The sequence below is a fragment of the Pedosphaera parvula Ellin514 genome (genome assembly GCF_000172555.1).
In the GTDB taxonomy this organism is placed as follows: Bacteria; Verrucomicrobiota; Verrucomicrobiia; order Limisphaerales; family Pedosphaeraceae; genus Pedosphaera.
Window position 1 is genome coordinate 31,656 of the sequence record NZ_ABOX02000014.1, and the last position, 19,084, is coordinate 50,739.

A 19,084-nucleotide genomic window follows, 5' to 3' on the forward strand; every position below is an offset into this window, starting at 1 on the left:
TCAAAAATAGTTATTGACATGGGGTGGTCATTGAGCTAACTAAGAACGAATAAAAATAATCATGAGTGAGTTAATGACTTAATGGTTAGTTTTCTATCAAGGAATTCGACGTGAAAGCATTTCAAACTAATTTCAGCGCATTTGCTGTGGGTTGCTTGGCGGTGGGTCGGGCTTATGGGATGGATGGGATGCGGTTCGGTAGGTATCGGAAGCCACTGGAAGGTATTAGAAGGTATCGGAAGGTTAAGAAAAATTTTCTGGTGGTTAATGAAGCGGTGACGATCATCGGATTGTCGGCGGACGAAGCGGGAAATGGTGGTCAGAATTCGGTCGGTAATAGACGGTCAAAATTTAATACGTCTTTGGGGGTTCGGTCGGTAACGGACGCCAATGGACGGTATCGGTCGGTTAAAAAATTTTTCGGGATGGATGGGGAAGACAGGAGTCAAGAGTCAGAGAATGAACCGCGAGGTATGCGAGGTATGCGAAAAGGGGAGGGGTGTGATGGGGGTTTTGACGGGGGTTGGTCGTTGTCCCTCTCTCGACAAGGTTGGGGGAAGCTTATATTTTGAGCCTGATTGAATTAAACATTTATGGCTGAGACGGCGACACCTGAGATAATGCCTGACGTGGAGCAGGAGGAACAAGCGGCTTCGAAGTCGGAGTTGGAGCCGGGGTATTTGGTGGTTTGTTGGAATGATCCGGTGAATTTGATGGATTATGTGAGTCATGTGTTTCAGAAAGTGTTCGGCTGGAATCGGCAAAAGGCGGAGCAGCATATGTTGGAGGTGCATAATCAGGGTAAGAGTGTGCTGGTGCGTGAGAGCATGGAGAAGGCGGAGCATTTTGTGCATCAATTGCAAAAATACAGTCTGCACGCGACAATGGAGCGCGATTAATTGAAACCGATCAAAGGTGCCAAGGGCAGGATTGCCTTTCTAATCGATAAAACCGAAATGCGATTGCTTTTGGAGACGCTGAAGCTGTATCCGGTGTTGGAGGGCGGTCATCAGCCGTTGAGCAAGTCGCAGAAGAATGCGGAGAACGAACAGTTGCTTGAAGAAGCTTTGGCGGAAAGCCGGTCGGAGAATAAGAAGGCTTTGGATGCGCTGATGAGCAGCAAATCGCGATTTCAGAAGATCAAAGGGCATGACGTGTATAGGTTTTCGATCAAGATTTCCGATGCGGATTGGTTGTTGCAGGTGTTGAATGACATTCGGGTGGGGGCGTGGGTGCAGTTGGGATCACCGGATAAAACTAATGACAGCTTTGCGGCTTTGGATGAAGAGACGGCACCGTCGTATTGGGCGATGGAGGTGGCGGGACATTTTCAGATGACGTTGTTGCAGGCGTTGACTGAGCAGGGCGAGTTGGGGAGTTAGGGATAAAAAGGATCATGGGATAATGGGATGATTTATGGTCGTACTGCTGAAGGATGAGATGCCTTTTCCAGACCCGCGTGGCGCTGATCCGGAGGGGTTGGTGGCTGTGGGCGGTGATTTGTCGATGGATCGATTGTTATCGGCTTATCGCAACGGGATTTTTCCGTGGACAGTGAAGCCCGTTACCTGGTGGTCGCCAGATCCGCGTGGGGTGATGGAATTGGACCGATTCCATGTGTCCAAAAGCCTGGGCAAGACGCTTAAGAAAGGCTTGTTTCGAATCACGAGAGATCGGGCTTTCAAGGAAGTGATGGAAGGTTGTGCCGAGGCGGCTCCGGGTCGCAGGACGACCTGGATCACGCCGGAGTTCATCAATGCTTATACTCGTCTGCACGAGCGTGGTTATGCCCATAGCCTGGAATGTTGGCAGGAGAGGAAACTGGTCGGTGGAATTTATGGGGTGGCCATGGGCGGATTCTTTGCGGGAGAATCGATGTTTCGCCGTGCGAATGATGCTTCCAAAGTTGCCTTGTACTATTTGACCGAACATTTGCAAAATCGGGGATTTACCCTTTTTGACATCCAAACTATCACGCCTACTACCAAGCACTTGGGAGGAATTTCGATTTCCCGGGAAGATTATTTGAAACGTTTAGCGCAGTCGGTTGTCCAAGATTGCACATTTTGATAGTGAGGCTGGTCGTTAGCGTTAACGGCACGCTTTATTGGAGGAAATACACTTTTTACTTCCATTTTGAGAGGGAAATAGTGATATACTCCGAGGCAAAATTTTTTGTAAATGACTCAAAACCATAAACACAATCATCACACGCGGCGTAATTTCCTGGCACTTGGAGCTGTGGGAGCAATGGGTCTCTATATGGCCTATTCCGAACAGTACGTTCCCAAAATGATGCGGGAGCTGGTTGCCGATGCCGGTCGATCCATTTTAACTCCGACACACAAGCCGCAACCGAAGCGCTGGCTGGATAATGCCATCACTGCGTCCTGGTTGGGCCATTCTTCGGTATTGTTGAATTTCTACGGAGTAACCATTTTGACGGACCCGGTGTTGGGCATGCGCGTTGGTGCGGATCTCGGTTTGGCGACGGTCGGCCCGAAGCGATTGGTGGCTCCTGCGCTTTCGGTGAAGCAATTGCCGCACATCGATCTCGTGTTGATGTCGCATGCGCACATGGATCATTTCGACATGGCGACTTTGAAGCAAATGCCGGACACGACTGCGGCGGTGACTGCCAAAGCGACGAGTGATCTTTTCGGATATACGAATATCACGAAAACCAAGGAACTGGCCTGGGGCGAAAAGACAACCGTCAGGACCTCCAATGGTGAAGTGAACGTGCAGGCTTTTGAGGTGAAACATTGGGGCGCGCGTTGGCGTCACGATACCCAGCGTGGATATAATGGTTACGTCCTGGAGCGGGAAGGCAGGAAAGTGATTTTCGGCGGCGATACGGCGATGACAGATACGTTCAAGCCGTTGCGCAGTCGGGGGCCTTACGATCTGGCAATCATGCCCATTGGTGCCTACCAGCCTTGGGAATGCTCGCATTGCACGCCCGAGCAGTCGTTGCGCATGGCCAATGATGCAGGCGCGAATTATATTCTGCCGATCCATCATAAGACCTTTAAGCTTGGCCGGGAAGGGGCTCATGAACCAATTGAAAGACTGCAGAAGGCGCTGGCGTCCGAGCCTGAGCGAATTGCTTTGAAGGACATTGGTGAGACTTTCTCGATGGCCTAGATTTTTCCAATGGAGAAATAGTGAACGCAATCCTGGAAACGGGGTTGCGTTGTTCTTTGACAGAGATTACCGGATCGTCTCGTAGTTTTTGTGATGTAGATCAGTGAAGAGGGACTGCATCCAAATCTTGAACCAAAGCATCATGATTCTTCGTGTTCCGCCGTGCTCGTAACGACGCATGGAGGTAATGGCTGCGGTGTCGCCGATGTAACGGTATTTGCCAAACTTGCGCAAGCGCTTGATCAGCTCGCTGTTCTCCCGGACCTGCAGACCTTCGTCGAAGCCCCGGGTGGCTACAAAATGTTCCCTCCAGCAGAGAATTGCACCTGCGCTGCCTTTGTGGATTCCAGTGCGATGAATCAGGTTCTTAACGCAATAGATGGTTTTATGTGAGAACCGTTCATTGTCCGGTTTACCCTTCAAGGTTCCCGCTGCATAGTCGGGAGTGAATTTGTTCGCTATGGTTTCCAATGCGCCGGGTTCGAGCAAGGTGTCGGCATCCAAAAAAAGCAGGATATCACCCTGGGCCAGCTTCGCGCCCAAGTTACGTGAGATGCCCAACCCTTTATTCGAGAGCACGACCAGGCGAGAGCAATTGTTCAGAGCATAAGCGGAAGTCCTATCAGTGCAGCCGTTGGCAACCACAATCGTTTCAAAGTTGGGATAGTTTTGGCGGTTAAGAGCATTGAGAGTTAAGCCGATATAGTCCTCTTCATTATGGGCGGGAATGATAATGGAAATCATCCTGCCGCAAGTGGATTTTGGCTTCTTGTGCGCACGCTTAAAGACAGTTATGCCCGGTCTTTTTAGCTCCGTAATGGTTTGCAACGTACTTCTAGCAAATAGTTTTTTACCGTCCATACCCATGATCAAACTCCTTATTTCCAAGTGCCTTTTCAATAGGGGGATAACCCTAGAGCTTGCAATTTCCCCATGGAAGAAGGGTTAAATTAATCGCCAATGGCGCAAAGAGTGGATTCAGCCGTATGGGGTAACAAACTTTAAAAGGGAGATTTGCGTTGAAATCTGAAGTTGGATTTATACCGAATGCCAAAATTAATTTCCGAAATGGGGAAAAGAAACAGAATGAATGAAGGAAATAAATTTGAGGAAAATGGAGACTGAAAAGTCATGGCTTTGGGGACAAGAAAATTCATTAGTCGTTGGCTGCAGGGTGCTTTTGATTTGAGGCGGCGTTGTCGCCCTGGTCGCTATCTACTGATAGCGCCTGCGGGCTCCGCCTTGCCTCAAACCAAAATCCCTCCTGCCATTCGGAAATTTCTTTCGGCATTCGGTATAGAATTCAGCCGGTTCGTGGATTGCCTCGGGTTTAAGGAAACCGTTTGGGCAACTTATTCTAATGGATTCTCATCTTCAGCGTGCAAGCCATGAGACCTGAGATTACGAAACAGATTACTTTGTCGGGGCAGGTTTGGCGGCAGGGGTGGGATCGGAAGATCCCGACTCAGACAGGAATTTTTCCAAAATACCAACATACCCGTCAAGCACCTCACTGGTATCCGGATCGCCGCCGAGATCCTTCTTGGCCGCTTGAATCTGGGCAATCGAGCTTCTGGCTTGGGTCCGTATGTCGTTCACTGAAAGTTTGCCATTCATGAGCCCCCCGACCATTTCGTTGAACATCTTGGTGACTTCCGGGCTTGAGCTTCCCATTAACTGTTTTTGGAGATCGTCGACTGTATTTTTGTCTACACCTCCTTGAGCCTTTAATTGCTTTACGATGCCAGCAGCAGAGGAAGCATTTGAATTGGAGGCAGAGAGCGTCGGAACTCCTAAAACACTTGGTGGTGTTGCTGCCAAGGCGTTCGGTGTGGCAGGTTGCACGGTTGCCGATCTAGCCTGGGCAGGTAAAGCGAGCGGGCGCAAAGTTATGTTGGCGACCTTATCACGGGGGATTTTGACCAGTCCTTGAATTTCGCTTTGAAATTGTAAGTTGCTGGTGGTCATTGAGATAACGGTGCCAGAATAATGGTCTCCATTGGTGAGCTGCAAGACATCAGCCGTTGCGGGCAATGCGAGCAGTGTAATGGAAGCAAATACGGTGCAGCTCGTGAGAATTTTAAAAGTCCGGAAGTGCATAGTTACCTCGTTTTGGTTTTACCAACTTATCTGAAGAAAGCCTGCCAGAAGCTGATAAAAAAGCAATCCTCCACTTACTCAAAAAAATGTGCTGTCCAAATAAGCTATAATTTGGGCAGCACACTATTTACCACTAACACTAACATCCCCAACAACAACCTCGATCCTGGCGGGTTGTTGTTCCCCACTTACCCACGACGCGGATTAGGCGTCGAAAACCTTCTCAACTTCGCCGACTTTGCGCTGAGCCTTGCCGGCATATTTTTCGGCCTTGCCTCTGCCTTCCAAATTCCGGTCCTTCATTGCCCGGCCAGCAACCTCTTTGACTTTGCCTTTGGCTTCCCTGGCGCTGCCTTTGACTCGGTCTTTGATATTCTCTTTGGTTTTCATAATTAACTTGATGCGTAAAAGAACATTCCACATTAAATACGGCGTGATATGGGGTGAACTACTCTTTTAAATGCTTGAACATGATGCGTTCCCGGGTTGTCAGAGCCGCCGATTCTTCAGCAAAGAGCCCGGCATCAAGCCAGAGAAATTTTTGGCATTTGAATGATTATATGCGAGAATTGTCCCTTTCTGGCAACCATCGCTGAATAGTTGATGGTTAAAAAGACCGTCAGCTTATGAAGCTGGATGCGTCGGGCGGTGCTGAGCAGCCGTTCCTGGGGCCCGTCAACCCGGTATTAAGAGCTTAATATCTTGTTTGACTAGAAGGGAATCTATTGAGACACTGGGGGGCTGTTATTGTCTCTTAATTGAGAAATCGATCTAATATGGTGAAAACGAAAATAAAGAAGTCTGGATCCAAGCCTGCCGAAGTGAAAGGCGCGCGTAAACGTACCAACCGCCCGCACACCTCTGCTGCCGATGATACGAAGAAGGATCGGAAGGCTACGGAAGCCAACTCTGCGAATGGCAACGGCGCTTCCAAGACTGCTGTGACCGCTGATGGTGCTGAAGGTCACCTGAATACTGGTTCCATTACGACCAAGGCTGGAGTGGACCTGACAGAGAAGGTCAAGGAATTGGTTCTGCTCGCCAAGGAGCAAGGTCACCTGACCTACGACGACATCAACGATGCCCTGCCTGATACGGTCGTCACGCCGGATGATCTCGACCAGGTTTATACGAAGCTGAACAATCTCGAAATCGAGATTGTTGATGCCGCCGAAGTGGATCGCGTTAAACAGCCGGAGGCTGAAGAGCAGGAAGATGAGAAGGGGCGCCTCGATATTTTGGATGACCCCGTTCGCATGTATCTGCGTCAGATGGGCAAAGTTCCCTTGCTGACCCGCGAACAGGAAGTGGCCATTTGCAAGCGCATTGAAGAAGCCGAAAACGAACAGCGCCGGATTATTTACAGCTTCGGTTTCGCCGCCAAGGAACACATTGCCCTGGCTGAAAAGTTGATTTCTGAACCGCCCAAGGAACGTTTCGACCGCGTCATCGTTGATAAGAAGATCGATAGCCGTGATCGCCACCTGAAGGCGCTCCGTCAACTCGTTAAAAAGGTTCGCGAAATGGACCAGGAAGTCGACGAGAAGTATGCTGAATGGCGCGAGGCAAAGGTTTCTGCCAAGGACAAGGTGTTCGCGGAATTCAAGAAGCTGGATAAGAAACTGCAAGACACTTTCCCCAAGTTTTATTACAAGCAGAAGGTCATCGAGGAAATGATCCTCGTGGCGCAAAACATCCATGACAAGATCCAGGCCAGCCTTCGCACGACGGTGGATTTGGAGAAGGCCCGGAAGTCTGACCAGCAGCAGGCGATTCTAAAATCGGAGTGGCAGAAGATTAATGCGCTCGAAGAATTCGCCCGGATGCCGAATAACGAATATCTCAAGAATTTCGAAGCGCTGAACCAGTATGCCGCCAAGGCGCATCAAGCCAAGACTGAGATGGCGGAAGCCAATTTGCGTCTGGTGATCTCCATCGGCAAGAAATATACCAATCGTGGTCTCGCATTCCTGGACATCATTCAGGAAGGCAACATGGGCTTGATGAAGGGTGTTGAGAAGTTCGAATACCGCCGCGGTTACAAATTCTCGACTTATGCCACTTGGTGGATTCGCCAGGCCATCACTCGCGCGATTGCTGATCAGGCCCGCACGATCCGCATCCCGGTGCACATGATCGAAATCATCGGCAAGTTGATGCGCGCACAGAAGCAGTTGCTGCAGGAGTTTGGCCGTGAAGCCACGCCTGAGGAAATTGCGGATGAAATGCAGATTTCCGTTGAGCGTGTGAAGTCGATTCTCAAGATGGCGCAGCAGCCCATCTCGATGCAGGCCAGTGTTGGCGACAGCGATGATGCGACCTTCGGTGATTTCATCGAAGACAAGTCTGCGGAGAATCCTTCTGATATGACCAGCTACAGCCTGTTGAAAGACAAGCTGAATGATGTGCTGGCGACCTTGACTGAACGCGAACGTCGCATCGTAGAATTGCGTTTCGGTTTGGTGGATGGTTATGCCCGCACTTTGGAAGAAGTGGGCAAGCAGTATAAGGTGACCCGCGAACGTATTCGCCAAATCGAGGCGAAGGCATTGCGCAAACTGCGTCACCCGACACGTGTCCGCCACCTCAAGGGCTTCCTTGAAATGGAAGAAGCGGCGTAAGCTGTTTAACAACGATTACAAAACGGAGCAGGCGAAAGCTTGCTCCGTTTTTTGTTGCATTGAAGAGGATTTTTACAATCCAAAGCTGGATTGCGAATCCTTCCGTCTCGAAAACGAGGGTTAAAGCAACTTGCTGAAGAAGCGATGCCAGCGAGGGGAGTAGTGGGCTTGATGATTCAAAGAAATGACTACGGCACTGGCGCGGCCAACGATTGCTTTGCGACTAACACAACCATAAAAGCGTGAGTCGAAGCTGTTGTCGCGATTGTCACCCATCATAAAATATTGCCCTTCAAGAATGGTGATTGGGCCAAAGTTTGGAGCGCCAGAAAGTCCGAAAGTGCTCATTACAGCGTGGGATTTATCCTGGACGGTTTCCCGGGCAAAGCTGTGAGCTGGTTGTTCAGTGGCGGGAATTTCATCAATCACCTTTTGATCGAGCCCGTCGTAATTCGCTTCCTTGTCATTCACGAAGAGCTTGTTTTTTTTCAGTTCAATTTTGTCTCCGGGCACACCGATGACGCGCTTCACCAGGCGGATTCCGTCAGCAGGGGAGAAAAAAACAACAATTTCGCCGCGTTTCGGATTGTCCCACTGGACCATGTGCCAACTGGTGAAAGGGAACTTTAAATCGTAGGCCAGCTTATTCACGAACACCCGGTCCCCTTCGATGATGGTAGGTTTCATGGAACCGGTCGGAACGTCGTTCCAATCGGCGATGGCCGACCGAAATGCGAATAGCACTATCACCATGATGAGCAGCGGTTTTGCCTCTTTCCGCCAGAATTTTACGACCTTTTCCCTCATTGCAGTCTTATCCATGGGGTCTTGGATACAAGGGGTGCGCTTCGCGTTCAATGAAATACGGCAGACCGGCTTTGGCTTGATGCCGTGGTCGTCCAAATAAAACTTGGCTTATGGCCGCTGGTTATCGGTATAGACGCAACTTTAGCCGCCATTTTGCCTGTTCAACCTGGCGGCAATGTTCGTAGTGAAACGGGTTGGCAGCGCCTTGGATACGCTGGAACTCAGCTTGTTAATGAAACCGGCGGTGATGTTGGGTTTGCCGTGCATGAGCGCGTCATATCCAATCCTTGCCACCTGATCCGCCTCCATCATCACCATGCCCACATCCCGTTTTAAGTGGGCGCGGCTGTGAAATTGCGAGCGGGTAATGCCGGGATTCAGAGTGGTGACGGTGACGCCGGTTCCCTTCAACTCCCTGGCGAGCGCACACGAGAAGGAATAAACAAAGGCCTTGCTGGCATAATACATAGCCATGAACGGTCCCGGTTGAAAGGCGGCAGTGCTGGCAACATTCAGGATGCGGCCTGAACCGCGTTTTACCATGGGCCTGGCAAGAAGGTGCGTGAGTTCCACCAAGGCAGTAATGTTTACCTGGATCAAAGCCAGGTGCTTTGAGAGTTCAATTTCGGTGAAAGGACCTTGCAACCCGAAGCCGGCGTTGTTGATGAGCACCTCGACTTCGAGGCCATCGCCTTTGATTTCATTAAATATGTCCAGTGCTGCAGCGGGTTGCGACAGGTCCTTGGGGATCACCTTTACAGTCACTTTGTATTTTGAACTCACCTCGTCTGCCACTTCTTCCAACCGTTTTTGGTCTCGGGCAACCAATATGAGATTGTAGCCATTGGCGGCAAAAAGCATCGTGAACTCGTAGCCAATACCTTGCGATGCACCCGTAATCAAAGCCCATTGTTTCATCTGGAATTCATATTAGCATAATCGTGGGAAATTGCGCGTTCAGCTCGTTCTCCGACCATGGCCATGAGCAATTTGGCGTTGTTTGGCGCCCGGCTGCAGACGTCATTGTTGAAGTAGGCATAGACCTTATGATGCGGGTGGTCCTGGATAAACTCCGCCCAAGGTTCGAGCTCATGTCGGGTATAGTTATGCGCGGCACCCCCGGCAAGTCCGTGGAAGCGGATATAGATTATATTAGATGTTACGGTCAGGTTTTTAGGCATTCCGGCGGAGCTCAAATTAACGTGTGTAACTTCATGCTTTTTCAGAACCTTGAAAACGGCCTCATCCTCCCAGGAGACATGCCGGAATTCGACGGCGTACCGGTAATGGTTTGGCAACTGGCCTAGAAAATCATCCAGGCGGGAAACGTCTTTGTGAAGGAGGCGGGGTAATTGCCACAGGATGATGCTAATCTTTTGCTGCAAGGGCTCGATCCGTTCGAAAAAGGTGTCCAAGGCGCCACCCAGATTGGCCAACTTTTTCATGTGCGTAATAAAACGGCTGCCTTTGACGGCGTACATGAATGCTTCAGGAGCACTATCACGCCAACCAGCAACGGTCTTGGGGGTGGGCAGCCGGTAAAAACTATTGTTGATCTCCACTGTGGGGAACTGGGTGGCGTAATAGGCGAAATGGTGGGTTTGGGGAAGGTTCCCAGGATAAAATGCGCTTCCCCAATCCTTGTAAGACCAGACGCTGGTGCCGATGTACACTGGTTTCATGCTTCTTTTCCTCCTGAGCAGTCGGAAGGTGATCCAGACGCTGATAAAAAGTAACTCCATTCTGAAAAAAGCAAATTGCGTTTGGCACTTCGGTGGTTCGCACTTATTTTTATTTATGAACGAGAAACAGCCACAAACGGCGGAAGGAATTGCGCCGGACCAAGCTGAAGAACTGCAAGCCCTGTCTGGACAACCTGCTGCCAAAACCCAAGCTGTTCAAACCGAAGAGGAAAGGCGAAAGGCCTTGCGAACACCACCTCCCAGGAAGCGCGGTCCCAGCGTGACGATTGCTCCCGGCGACCCAGCGACCCCGGATGTTTTTGATACGCCTCCCTCGAGATTGTAAGCAGGCGAGCATTTTTTGGTTAATACCGCAACCTCACTGCGGAAAGTTTGGTTTTATCTCCTGATCAGGGGCGGTCCGGAGTGCTGAACTTCAAAACGGGTGTTATCATTTCTTTGCCATTCTCAGGCTGGTCGTTTATAAACACCGCGCGACAATCAATATGAGTTCAGGCAAAGCTAAATCATCGGCACCGTCAGAAACCGTCAATTCACCAGCGAAGCAATTCAAAAAACTGCTGGTGGCCAACCGCAGTGAAATTGCCATTCGTGTCTTTCGTGCGGCCACTGAACTGGGCCTGCGAACCGTGGCGATCTACGCGCAGGAGGACAAGCTATCGGTCCATCGGTTTAAGGCCGACGAAGCCTATCTTGTAGGTGAAGGCAAGGGGCCGGTTGGCGCTTACCTCGATATCCCCAGCATCGTGGCCCTAGCCAAGGAAAAGGGCGTGGATATGATCCATCCCGGCTATGGTTTTCTTTCCGAAAATGCGGAATTCGCCAAGGCTTGCAAGGAGGCGGGAATTACTTTTGTTGGTCCGCGACCTGAGTTACTCGCGTTGATGGGTGATAAGACGGCTGCGCGGGCTTTGGCAGATAAAGTAGGTGTGCCCACTTTGCCGGGAACTGAGAATCCGGTCGAAGATAGGACCGAAGCTTTAAAGATCGCCAAGGACATTGGTTTCCCGTTGATCATCAAGGCGGCTTTCGGTGGTGGTGGTCGCGGCATGCGGGTGGTGACGAAGTCTGCTGATCTGGTGGATCTTTTGGATGAAGCGCGCAACGAAGCCGGGCGTGCTTTTGGTAATCCCGCCGTCTTCCTCGAAAAATATATTCCCCGCGCCAAACACATCGAAGTGCAGGTGATGGGTGACCGTTTTGGGAACGTCCTGCATTTGCACGAGCGCGATTGCTCCGTGCAACGTCGGCACCAAAAAGTCATTGAAATCGCGCCATCAGTTGGGCTGGATGTCAAGGTTCGCGAAGAGCTCTGTGAAGCTGCTTCCAAAATTGCGCGTGAAATTGGTTATGATAACGCGGGCACAGTCGAATTCCTCCTGGATTTGGATACCAACCAGTGGTTCTTCATTGAGATGAATCCGCGTATTCAGGTGGAACATACTGTTACGGAAGTCATCACCGGCATCGACCTGGTCCGGGCACAGATTTTAGTGGCACAAGGTTTTAATCTGTTTGGACCCGAAATAGACATGCCCAAGCAGGCGGACATTCCGCGCAACGGTTATGCCGTGCAATGCCGCATTACCACGGAAGATCCGGAAAACAAGTTTACGCCGGATTACGGGAAAATTTATACCTACCGTTCCGCCGGTGGTTTTGGCATTCGATTGGATGGCGGCATGGGTGTGGCGGGAAATGTTATCACACCATTTTATGACTCGTTGCTGGTCAAGGTCACGGCTTCCGGGCGGAGTTTTGATATTGCGTTGCAGCGGACGGACCGCGCCTTAAGGGAGTTTCGTATTCGGGGCGTGAAGACAAACATCCCGTTTCTGGAAAACGTCATTCACAACGAGACTTTTCGTTCCGGCAAGGCGACGACGACGTTGATCGATACCACGCCGGAGTTGTTCCTGTTCAAGCCGCGCCGGGATCGGGCGACCAAGCTGCTGGCATTTCTTGGAGATGTGGTCATCAATGGCAACCCGCAATCCAAGGGCTATGTTTTAAAGTCGGCGCTGCCCACAGTCACTTCGCCGAGTTACGATCAGAAGCAGGTGCCCCCATCCGGCACACGCCAATTGTTGCTGGGAATGGGAGCGAAGAAATTTGCGGAATGGACTGCGAAGCAGAAGCGTTTGCTGATTACCGACACAACCTTCCGTGACGGGCATCAATCCCTGCTGGCCACACGGGTGCGTTCCTTCGACATGTTGGCCGTGGCCAATGCGGTCGCGCGAAGAACGCCGCAGTTGTTCAGCATGGAAATGTGGGGCGGCGCGACGTTCGACACCGCCATGCGCTTCCTGCATGAAGACCCATGGCTGCGTTTGCGTTTATTGCGCGAAAAGATTCCCAATATTTGTTTCCAAATGTTGTTCCGCGGTTCCAATGCGGTTGGCTACAGCAATTATCCGGATAACGTCGTTGCAGGTTTTATTAAGCATGCAGCGGCACAAGGCATCGATATCTTCCGCATCTTTGATTCGCTGAACTATACGCCGAACCTCAAGGTGGCGATGGAAGCGGTGCAGGAGACGCATGCGATTTGTGAAGCGGCTATTTGCTACACCGGAGACATCATTGATCCGAAGCGCACCAAGTATTCGCTCAAATATTATGTCAAGATGGCGAAGGAACTGGAGAAGATGGGGGCGCATTTCCTCGCGATCAAAGATATGGCCGGCTTGTGCCGTCCTTATGCCGCCTATCAGTTGGTGAAAGCGTTGAAGGAAGAGATCGGTATTCCGATTCATTATCACACGCACGACACCAGCGGTGTGGCGTCGGCTTCGATCATGGAAGCGAACGATGCTGGGGTGGACGTGGTTGATTTGGCGCTGGCTTCAATGTCCGGTTCCACCAGTCAGCCGAACCTGAATTCCATCGTCGCCGCGTTGCAGAATGGGCCGCGTGATACCGGATTGGACCTCGATGCGTTGAACGAGTTTTCGGATTATTGGGAACAGGTGCGCGCGGCTTATGCTCCATTTGATACCGCACCGAAATCCGGTACGGCAGAAGTGTATTTGCACGAGATGCCCGGTGGCCAGTATACGAATTTAAAGGAACAAGCGGCGAGTATGGGCCTGGGAAATCGTTGGCCGGAAATTGCCCGCACTTACGCTGAAGTAAATCAATTGTTTGGCGACATCGTGAAGGTGACGCCGAGCAGCAAGGTGGTGGGTGACATGACCATGTTCCTCATCACGCGCGGCATCAAGCCGGTGGATGTGGTGAATCTGGAACCTGGCGCAACGCCGTTTCCTGAGTCCGTCATCGACATGTTGATGGGAGGATTGGGGCAACCTGTAGGCGGTTGGCCGAAGCAGGTGCAGAAAGTGGTGCTGGGCGACCGCAAGCCGTTGAAGGGCCGTCCCGGTGAAGACATTCCACCGCTTAATTTCAAGAAAGCAAAGACGGAACTGGCGGCCAAGCTCAAGCGGGACGTCACTGATGACGATCTGTACAGTTCGCTGATGTATCCCGAAGTTTTCCAGGAGTTCGCCAAGAAGGTGAATAGTTATAGCGATTTGTCGGTCCTGCCCACGGGTGCATTTTTCTACGGACTTAAGCTCGGCGAAGAAATTGCGGTGAACATTGAAGAGGGCAAGACGCTGTTCATCCGGCTCGTGAACGTCAGTCTGGTGGATGCCGAGGGACGCCGCACGATTCTCTTTGAATTGAACGGCATGCCGCGTCAAACCATCGTGCAGGATCGCTCGGTGAAATCCGCCGTGAAAGCCCGCATCAAAGCCGATCCAGCTGTGCCCACGCAGGTCGGCGCGCCCATTCCTGGCTTGATCACCTCACTCGCCGTCGGAGTCGGCACGAAAGTGGCCAAAGGCGACAAGCTCCTTGTCCTCGAAGCGATGAAGATGCAGACCACCATCTATGCTCCCTGCGACGGCACCGTGCAGGACGTCCATGTGAAAGTGGGCGATACGGTGGAGAGTAAGGATTTGCTGATATTGATCAAGGCGTAAGGCAGGCAATTACGGCAAGACGGGAAAGGTTTACTCTTTCCCGTCACACAGCGAATGCAGGAGGATGTGGCGACGCAAACCTCTTTTGAAGACCGTATCTTAGTTTATTCTTTAGCTTGATGAAGGTGAAGTGTCTTCATCATACCCGGAGTCCCATGTGATTCGGCAGTCCGCACAGTCATAGTAATAGCGCCGAGAATCCGCTCTCTCTACTATCCGTGATCGGACCCTTCGCTTGCAGACCGGGCAACAAACAAATCGAATTAAGTATAATCTGACAAGTCCAACGACTATAAAGAGAATGATCCAAGGCCAGTATGGCACAGAAAGTTGCTTGTAATCTCGCCATGCTAAGAACGCGAAAAACGATAAACAGGAGATGACGCACACCGTATTGAGCCAGTGCCAAATGGGGCGCATCTTGCGGCGGGGATAGGGATGGTGTTCCATACATTCGATGACGCCTAACCTTTCTCAGTCTATCCATCTTGTTAAATACTGCAAAATTTTTAATCGCTAAACTCCGTCAAAATACCAACTATTTTCACTTCTCTTCTGCCACACACTTTAAGTGATTGCTCGACAATTTACGCAGCAATTGCCAAGCCCACCACGACATGACTCCTGGTATTCCAACCAAGGCTGTCATACCCAGAAGAAACCCGATGCTCACGCCTTGTGATGGCCATTCAGCGATAGCTCTCCAAACATGCACCAACGCCATGAGGCCGAAGAGTGTGCCAGTGGTAATAAGATACGTTTTCACGTTGTGTGAGGGAGTGAGGTTCTACTGGGTGAGTTTGACGCAGACAATCTCCTTGTCGTTACGGATATACGCGGAGCGGTTGGCGAAGGCGGGGTGGGTCCAGACGACGTCGCGGCCGGCGGCGGTGTTGGTGGGGTCGAGGATGTGGGCGCGGCTGATTTCTTCGTAACCTTTGGGGCTGAGCTTTGCGATGATGAGGTCGCCTTTTTCGTTGAAGAGGAAGAAGCGGTCGCCGTTTTTTACGATGAAGGCATTGGCCCAACGCATTTCTTTTTCGTCGTGGGTGGTGACTTTCATGGTTTCCCAGATGCGCTCACCGGTGTCGGCTTTCAGGCAGCGGAATTGGCCGTAGCTGCAGGGGCCGTAGATGTAGCCGTCTTCAAGAAATGGAGTGCTCATGGTGCAATGCAGGGCGTCGGTATTTTTTTCACTTACCTTTTTGCTTTGCCAGAGGAGCGTGGCGTCGGGTTTATCCGGCGCGAGACGAAACATCATGGAGCCGTTGTAGAAGCAGGTGAAGAAAAGCAGGTCATTCATTTTGCGCGGAGTAGGGATGGTCATGCCGGATTGGATGTTGCAAGGATGTGACCAATAAACGTTGCCAGTTTCTGGGTTAAGCGAATTCACTGCCTGCGGATGCCAGATGATGAGTTGGCGCTTGCCGCCAGCAGTGATGAGCGTGGGCGGGCAATAGCCGGGTTCCTTGGAGGTGAGGGCGTGCCAGATTTCCTTGCCGCTGTCCGTGTTGAAGGCGACGGCGGTGGTATTCGAACCGCCGACGAGGCAAATCAGCTTTTTGCCATCAAGCAACGGATTGGCGGAAAATCCCCAGAGTGGCGTGGGGATGTTGTAATCCTTTTTGAAGTCGTGTGCCCAAAGGACTTTTCCATCCTTCGCATTGAAGCAGAACAAGTGGCCTTCGGTGCCGAGCGTGTAGACCTTGCCATCGCTGACGAGCGGTGTGGCACGCGGTCCGGCGGGATAACTTACGGTGTAAGGACAATCGTATTCGTGTTGCCAAAGAATTTTGCCGTTGGATTCGTCGAGACAGAGGATGCGTTCGGTGCCGGGGATTTCGCCACGTTGAAAGGGATTGCTGGGGTTGGCGGCATCCTTGGCGAGTTGGCGATCGATGACGTACACGCGACCTTTGGCGACCGCCGGCCCCGAATAGCCTGCGCCGATGGGTGTGCGCCAACGAACGGAGGGACCTTCGGCAGGAAATTTTTCAATGATGCCCTTTTCGCGCCAGACGGCATCGCGTTCGGGGCCGAGCCATTGCGGCCAATCATCGGCAAAGAGCGGTGCGGAAATCAGTGAGAGCGTCAGGGCGAGGATTGGTCTCCAGTTTGGGCTCATGCCGGGAGCATACACGGGGGACTGGGCGAGGGCCAGCCTGTTGAATTGGGGAATGAATTGAGAATCCGGAGGATTACCTTGATGCCTATGAGTTCAACGTGACTAATCATGGATTATAATTATTTCTAAAAACAGAAGGGGGCTGGAGTGATTGGGTTTTTTTATGTATCTTTTCAGCAGCAGTGCTGCCACGATGCGGCGGCTTGAGACATGAACAATACTGAGAAATTGGATACCCACCAGAAGGCGCTCCAGATCAATCTGGATGCGAAGAAGTATGGAACTTTCGCAGAAATCGGCGCGGGCCAGGAGGTGGCACGCTGGTTTTTTCACGTGGGTGGCGCCGCCGGAACAGTGGCCAAGACCATCTCTGCGTATGACATGGGAGTGAGCGACGCCATTTACGGTCCCATTGATCGGTATGTCAGCGGGAAACGCCTGCAATCGATGTTGGATTATGAATTCAACCTGTTGCTCGAGCGGTTGAACACCAAACGTGGCGACCGTTGCACATTTTTCGCTTTTGCGGATACCGTTGCCACCCATAGTTTTACCCGCAAGGAAGAGGGACATGGCTGGATGGGCATTCGTTTCCAAACTGAGTGCCATGGTGCGCCATCGGAGATCATCATTCATGTGCGGATGTTGGATACGCAGAATGTGCGCGAGCAGGAGGCGTTGGGAATCATGGGGGTGAACCTGATTTACGGTGCTTTTTATTATCATGATCAGCCTGAAATATTGATCGCTTCGCTGCTGGACGATTTGAGTCGTGAGCGGATCGAGGTGGACATGATCCGGTTTTCCGGGCCGTGCTTTGCCAAGATTGACAACCGATTGATGAGCTTGCAATTGGTGCAGCAGGGGTTGACCGATGCCGCGATGTTCACGGCCGAGGGCGAAGTCGTGCAACCATCCGACGTGCTTTATAAAAGAGCAGTGTTGGTCGAGCGTGGCAGTTTTCGTCCGATCATCAATACCACGCTGGACATGTTGGAACGGGCGCAGGAGCAATTCATGGCGGAGCCGAGCATGAAAGGGGAGCAGCCGCTGGTGTTAATGGAAATGACCTTGCGCAATTTACTCTCCGAGAGCGGGATTGATCACAAGGACTTTCTGGCGCGCGTGGATATTCTCAGTGCGCTGGGGAAGACGGTGATGATTTCCAATTTCGGCCGCTATTACCGCCTGGTATCCTATCTCTCGCGCTATACGCACAAGCAGACTGGCATCGTGCTGGGTGTGCCGAGTTTGAAGGAGATTTTTGATGAGAAGTTTTACACGGACCTGGAAGGCGGGTTGCTGGAATCGCTGGGCAGGCTCTTTAAAGCCGAAGTGAAGCTTTACGTTTATCCATGGAAAGATCCGTCCAACGGGCAGGTGGTTACGGCCGAGAACATGCAGGTGGCACCGCATTTGAAACATCTTTACGCTTATCTGCTGGAGAACCAATGCATCGAGTCGATCACCAAGCATAACGTGGAGTATCTGCCGATTTTCTCGCGTGATGTGCTGGCGAGGATCCAGACCGGCAATTGCACCTGGGAAAGCATGGTGCCGCCGCCCATCGTTGAAATCATCAAGAAGAACCGGCTGTTTGGCTACCAGTCCTCCTCGATGGATTGCGATCAGATTTAAATTACGGACTGCGATTTGCCGGTGACGGTCAGGTGATAGCGCCCGGCAGCCCGGGTGAGCTTCACCGGGGTGTTGAAGGCGTTGGTGAGAATTTCTGCGTTGAGCACAGATTCCTTGAGGCCTTCCGCCAAAATGTGTCCTTCTTTAATAACGAGGGCGTGTGAAAACACCGGCATGATTTCCTCCACATGGTGAGTCACCAAAACCAGCGTGGGAGCTTTTTTGTTGCGACCGAGGCGTTGTAGAAATTGGAGGAAATGTTCGCGTGCCGCGGGATCGAGGCCGGCGCAGGGTTCGTCTAGAATCAGGAGGCGCGGATTGCCCATCAACGCCCGGCCGATGAGAATTCGTTGGCGTTCGCCTTGCGAGAGATAAAGCCACGGGCGGTCGGCGAGGTAGGCACATTCAATTTGATTGAGGATGCGCATCGCGCGCGCGCGATCTGCCTTGCTGGGTGTTCCCCAGAAATCAATCATGGCGTATTTGCCACTGACCACGGTATCGAGGGCGGGTTCGCTGTCCGCCATGAGTTGTCGAATGGAAGAGCTCACGAGGCCGATTTGCTTGCGGAGTTCGCGCCAGTCCGACTCACCGTAACGCTGGCCCAACACAGCAACTTCGCCTGCGGTAGGCATGAGATAGCCGGTCAAGGTGCTCAACAGGGAGGTTTTGCCGGAACCGTTGGCCCCGAGAATGGTCCAGTGCTGGCCGCGTTCGACGCGCCAGAACACTTCGTTCAGAATAACCGTGCCGTCACGCTGAATGCGCAGGTTGGAAACTTCCAGAATTATTGATGACTTCGATGGCATGTGTATGAGCCGACGCTGGTTGTTGATACGACTGGGAGTTTGTAAATCGGCATGGGACTTCAGCGCAAGCCATGAATGAAAGAATCGTGGGCAAGGGATTGGCTTTGGGATTGCGATTTGTTCGAATTTCGATATACAAGTCCGC

Annotated in this window: 17 protein-coding genes; 8 read left to right on the forward strand and 9 right to left on the reverse strand. The window is 51.7% G+C overall.

The features are described from left to right. Positions 1-593: 593 nt before the first annotated feature. The 4 genes from clpS to CFLAV_RS12925 all read left to right on the forward strand — a co-directional run bounded on the left by clpS (position 594) and on the right by CFLAV_RS12925 (position 3,147). The gene (clpS, locus tag CFLAV_RS12910) at positions 594-899 is read left to right on the forward strand and encodes an ATP-dependent Clp protease adapter ClpS (RefSeq protein ID WP_007415176.1); all 306 of its coding nucleotides are present in this window, start codon (positions 594-596) and stop codon (positions 897-899) included. Further along, complete coding sequence (locus CFLAV_RS12915; RefSeq protein WP_040548498.1) at positions 900-1,382, forward strand: hypothetical protein; 483 nt, start codon at positions 900-902, stop codon at positions 1,380-1,382. Positions 1,383-1,416: 34 nt separating this feature from the next. Then, complete coding sequence (gene aat, locus CFLAV_RS12920) at positions 1,417-2,070, forward strand: leucyl/phenylalanyl-tRNA--protein transferase (RefSeq protein WP_007415178.1); 654 nt, start codon at positions 1,417-1,419, stop codon at positions 2,068-2,070. A gap of 111 nt (positions 2,071-2,181) precedes the next feature. Then, positions 2,182-3,147, forward strand: coding sequence for an MBL fold metallo-hydrolase (locus CFLAV_RS12925; protein WP_007415179.1), 966 nt, complete (start codon positions 2,182-2,184; stop codon positions 3,145-3,147). A gap of 66 nt (positions 3,148-3,213) precedes the next feature. On the opposite strand, the gene CFLAV_RS12930 is transcribed toward CFLAV_RS12925, so the two are convergent. The 4 genes from CFLAV_RS12930 to CFLAV_RS12940 all read right to left on the reverse strand — a co-directional run bounded on the left by CFLAV_RS12930 (position 3,214) and on the right by CFLAV_RS12940 (position 5,637). After that, positions 3,214-3,891 carry a glycosyltransferase gene (locus tag CFLAV_RS12930; protein ID WP_160164571.1) on the reverse strand — a complete coding sequence of 226 codons (678 nt, stop codon included), beginning with the start codon at positions 3,889-3,891 and terminating at the stop codon, positions 3,214-3,216. Positions 3,892-4,303: 412 nt separating this feature from the next. After that, positions 4,304-4,438 carry a hypothetical protein gene (locus CFLAV_RS36925; RefSeq protein ID WP_272941462.1) on the reverse strand — a complete coding sequence of 45 codons (135 nt, stop codon included), beginning with the start codon at positions 4,436-4,438 and terminating at the stop codon, positions 4,304-4,306. Positions 4,439-4,560: 122 nt separating this feature from the next. Next, positions 4,561-5,247 (reverse strand): hypothetical protein, encoded by a 687-nt coding sequence (locus CFLAV_RS12935; protein ID WP_007415181.1) that lies wholly within the window; start codon positions 5,245-5,247, stop codon positions 4,561-4,563. 204 nt (positions 5,248-5,451) lie between these two features. Beyond that, a complete protein-coding gene (locus CFLAV_RS12940) occupies positions 5,452-5,637 on the reverse strand; it encodes a CsbD family protein (RefSeq protein WP_040548570.1) in 186 nt (61 codons plus the stop codon). Between the two features lie 386 nt (positions 5,638-6,023). On the opposite strand from CFLAV_RS12940, the gene rpoD reads away from it, so the two are divergent. Then, positions 6,024-7,868 carry an RNA polymerase sigma factor RpoD gene (gene rpoD / locus CFLAV_RS37135; protein ID WP_007415183.1) on the forward strand — a complete coding sequence of 615 codons (1,845 nt, stop codon included), beginning with the start codon at positions 6,024-6,026 and terminating at the stop codon, positions 7,866-7,868. Positions 7,869-7,988: 120 nt separating this feature from the next. On the opposite strand, the gene lepB is transcribed toward rpoD, so the two are convergent. From lepB to CFLAV_RS12960, 3 genes are all read right to left on the reverse strand, one after another. Further along, entirely contained in the window at positions 7,989-8,690 is a 702-nt protein-coding gene (gene lepB, locus CFLAV_RS12950; RefSeq protein WP_007415184.1) for a signal peptidase I, read from the reverse strand. Between the two features lie 126 nt (positions 8,691-8,816). Next, entirely contained in the window at positions 8,817-9,593 is a 777-nt protein-coding gene (locus CFLAV_RS12955) for an SDR family NAD(P)-dependent oxidoreductase (RefSeq protein WP_007415185.1), read from the reverse strand. Next, positions 9,590-10,357 carry a DUF72 domain-containing protein gene (locus tag CFLAV_RS12960; RefSeq protein WP_007415186.1) on the reverse strand — a complete coding sequence of 256 codons (768 nt, stop codon included), beginning with the start codon at positions 10,355-10,357 and terminating at the stop codon, positions 9,590-9,592. The genes CFLAV_RS12955 and CFLAV_RS12960 overlap by 4 nt, the downstream gene beginning before the upstream one ends. Positions 10,358-10,472: 115 nt before the next feature. Between CFLAV_RS12960 and CFLAV_RS12965 the strand changes: the two genes are divergently transcribed. Then, positions 10,473-10,703: a hypothetical protein gene (locus CFLAV_RS12965; protein ID WP_083808900.1), complete on the forward strand. Its 231-nt coding sequence runs from the start codon at positions 10,473-10,475 to the stop codon at positions 10,701-10,703. A 160-nt stretch (positions 10,704-10,863) separates the two neighbouring features. Continuing rightward, on the forward strand, positions 10,864-14,367 hold the full coding sequence (locus CFLAV_RS12970) for a pyruvate carboxylase (RefSeq protein ID WP_007415187.1): 3,504 nt from the start codon (positions 10,864-10,866) through the stop codon (positions 14,365-14,367). A 787-nt stretch (positions 14,368-15,154) separates the two neighbouring features. Here the strand turns inward: CFLAV_RS12970 and CFLAV_RS12975 are convergent. Beyond that, entirely contained in the window at positions 15,155-16,492 is a 1,338-nt protein-coding gene (locus CFLAV_RS12975) for a PQQ-binding-like beta-propeller repeat protein (protein WP_007415188.1), read from the reverse strand. Between the two features lie 210 nt (positions 16,493-16,702). Here CFLAV_RS12975 and CFLAV_RS12980 point away from each other — a divergent pair, with 210 nt between their 5' ends. After that, on the forward strand, positions 16,703-18,130 hold the full coding sequence (locus CFLAV_RS12980) for a hypothetical protein (protein WP_007415189.1): 1,428 nt from the start codon (positions 16,703-16,705) through the stop codon (positions 18,128-18,130). Here CFLAV_RS12980 and CFLAV_RS12985 read toward each other — a convergent pair. Then, positions 18,127-18,939, reverse strand: coding sequence for an ABC transporter ATP-binding protein (locus CFLAV_RS12985; protein ID WP_007415190.1), 813 nt, complete (start codon positions 18,937-18,939; stop codon positions 18,127-18,129). The two genes, CFLAV_RS12980 and CFLAV_RS12985, sit on opposite strands and share 4 nt — an antisense overlap. Positions 18,940-19,084: the final 145 nt, after the last annotated feature.

What these genes read in the sequence shown, in the direction of transcription:
- clpS (WP_007415176.1), top strand. Translation starts at nt 594, where the DNA reads ATGGCTGAGACGGCGACACCTGAGATAATGCCTGACGTGGAGCAGGAG.
- aat (WP_007415178.1), top strand. Translation starts at nt 1,417, where the DNA reads ATGGTCGTACTGCTGAAGGATGAGATGCCTTTTCCAGACCCGCGTGGC.
- CFLAV_RS12925 (WP_007415179.1), top strand. Translation starts at nt 2,182, where the DNA reads ATGACTCAAAACCATAAACACAATCATCACACGCGGCGTAATTTCCTG.
- CFLAV_RS12930 (WP_160164571.1), bottom strand. Translation starts at nt 3,891, where the DNA reads ATGATTTCCATTATCATTCCCGCCCATAATGAAGAGGACTATATCGGC.
- CFLAV_RS36925 (WP_272941462.1), bottom strand. Translation starts at nt 4,438, where the DNA reads ATGCCGAAAGAAATTTCCGAATGGCAGGAGGGATTTTGGTTTGAGGCA.
- CFLAV_RS12935 (WP_007415181.1), bottom strand. Translation starts at nt 5,247, where the DNA reads ATGCACTTCCGGACTTTTAAAATTCTCACGAGCTGCACCGTATTTGCT.
- CFLAV_RS12940 (WP_040548570.1), bottom strand. Translation starts at nt 5,637, where the DNA reads ATGAAAACCAAAGAGAATATCAAAGACCGAGTCAAAGGCAGCGCCAGG.
- rpoD (WP_007415183.1), top strand. Translation starts at nt 6,024, where the DNA reads ATGGTGAAAACGAAAATAAAGAAGTCTGGATCCAAGCCTGCCGAAGTG.
- lepB (WP_007415184.1), bottom strand. Translation starts at nt 8,690, where the DNA reads ATGGATAAGACTGCAATGAGGGAAAAGGTCGTAAAATTCTGGCGGAAA.
- CFLAV_RS12955 (WP_007415185.1), bottom strand. Translation starts at nt 9,593, where the DNA reads ATGAAACAATGGGCTTTGATTACGGGTGCATCGCAAGGTATTGGCTAC.
- CFLAV_RS12960 (WP_007415186.1), bottom strand. Translation starts at nt 10,357, where the DNA reads ATGAAACCAGTGTACATCGGCACCAGCGTCTGGTCTTACAAGGATTGG.
- CFLAV_RS12965 (WP_083808900.1), top strand. Translation starts at nt 10,473, where the DNA reads ATGAACGAGAAACAGCCACAAACGGCGGAAGGAATTGCGCCGGACCAA.
- CFLAV_RS12970 (WP_007415187.1), top strand. Translation starts at nt 10,864, where the DNA reads ATGAGTTCAGGCAAAGCTAAATCATCGGCACCGTCAGAAACCGTCAAT.
- CFLAV_RS12975 (WP_007415188.1), bottom strand. Translation starts at nt 16,492, where the DNA reads ATGAGCCCAAACTGGAGACCAATCCTCGCCCTGACGCTCTCACTGATT.
- CFLAV_RS12980 (WP_007415189.1), top strand. Translation starts at nt 16,703, where the DNA reads ATGAACAATACTGAGAAATTGGATACCCACCAGAAGGCGCTCCAGATC.
- CFLAV_RS12985 (WP_007415190.1), bottom strand. Translation starts at nt 18,939, where the DNA reads ATGCCATCGAAGTCATCAATAATTCTGGAAGTTTCCAACCTGCGCATT.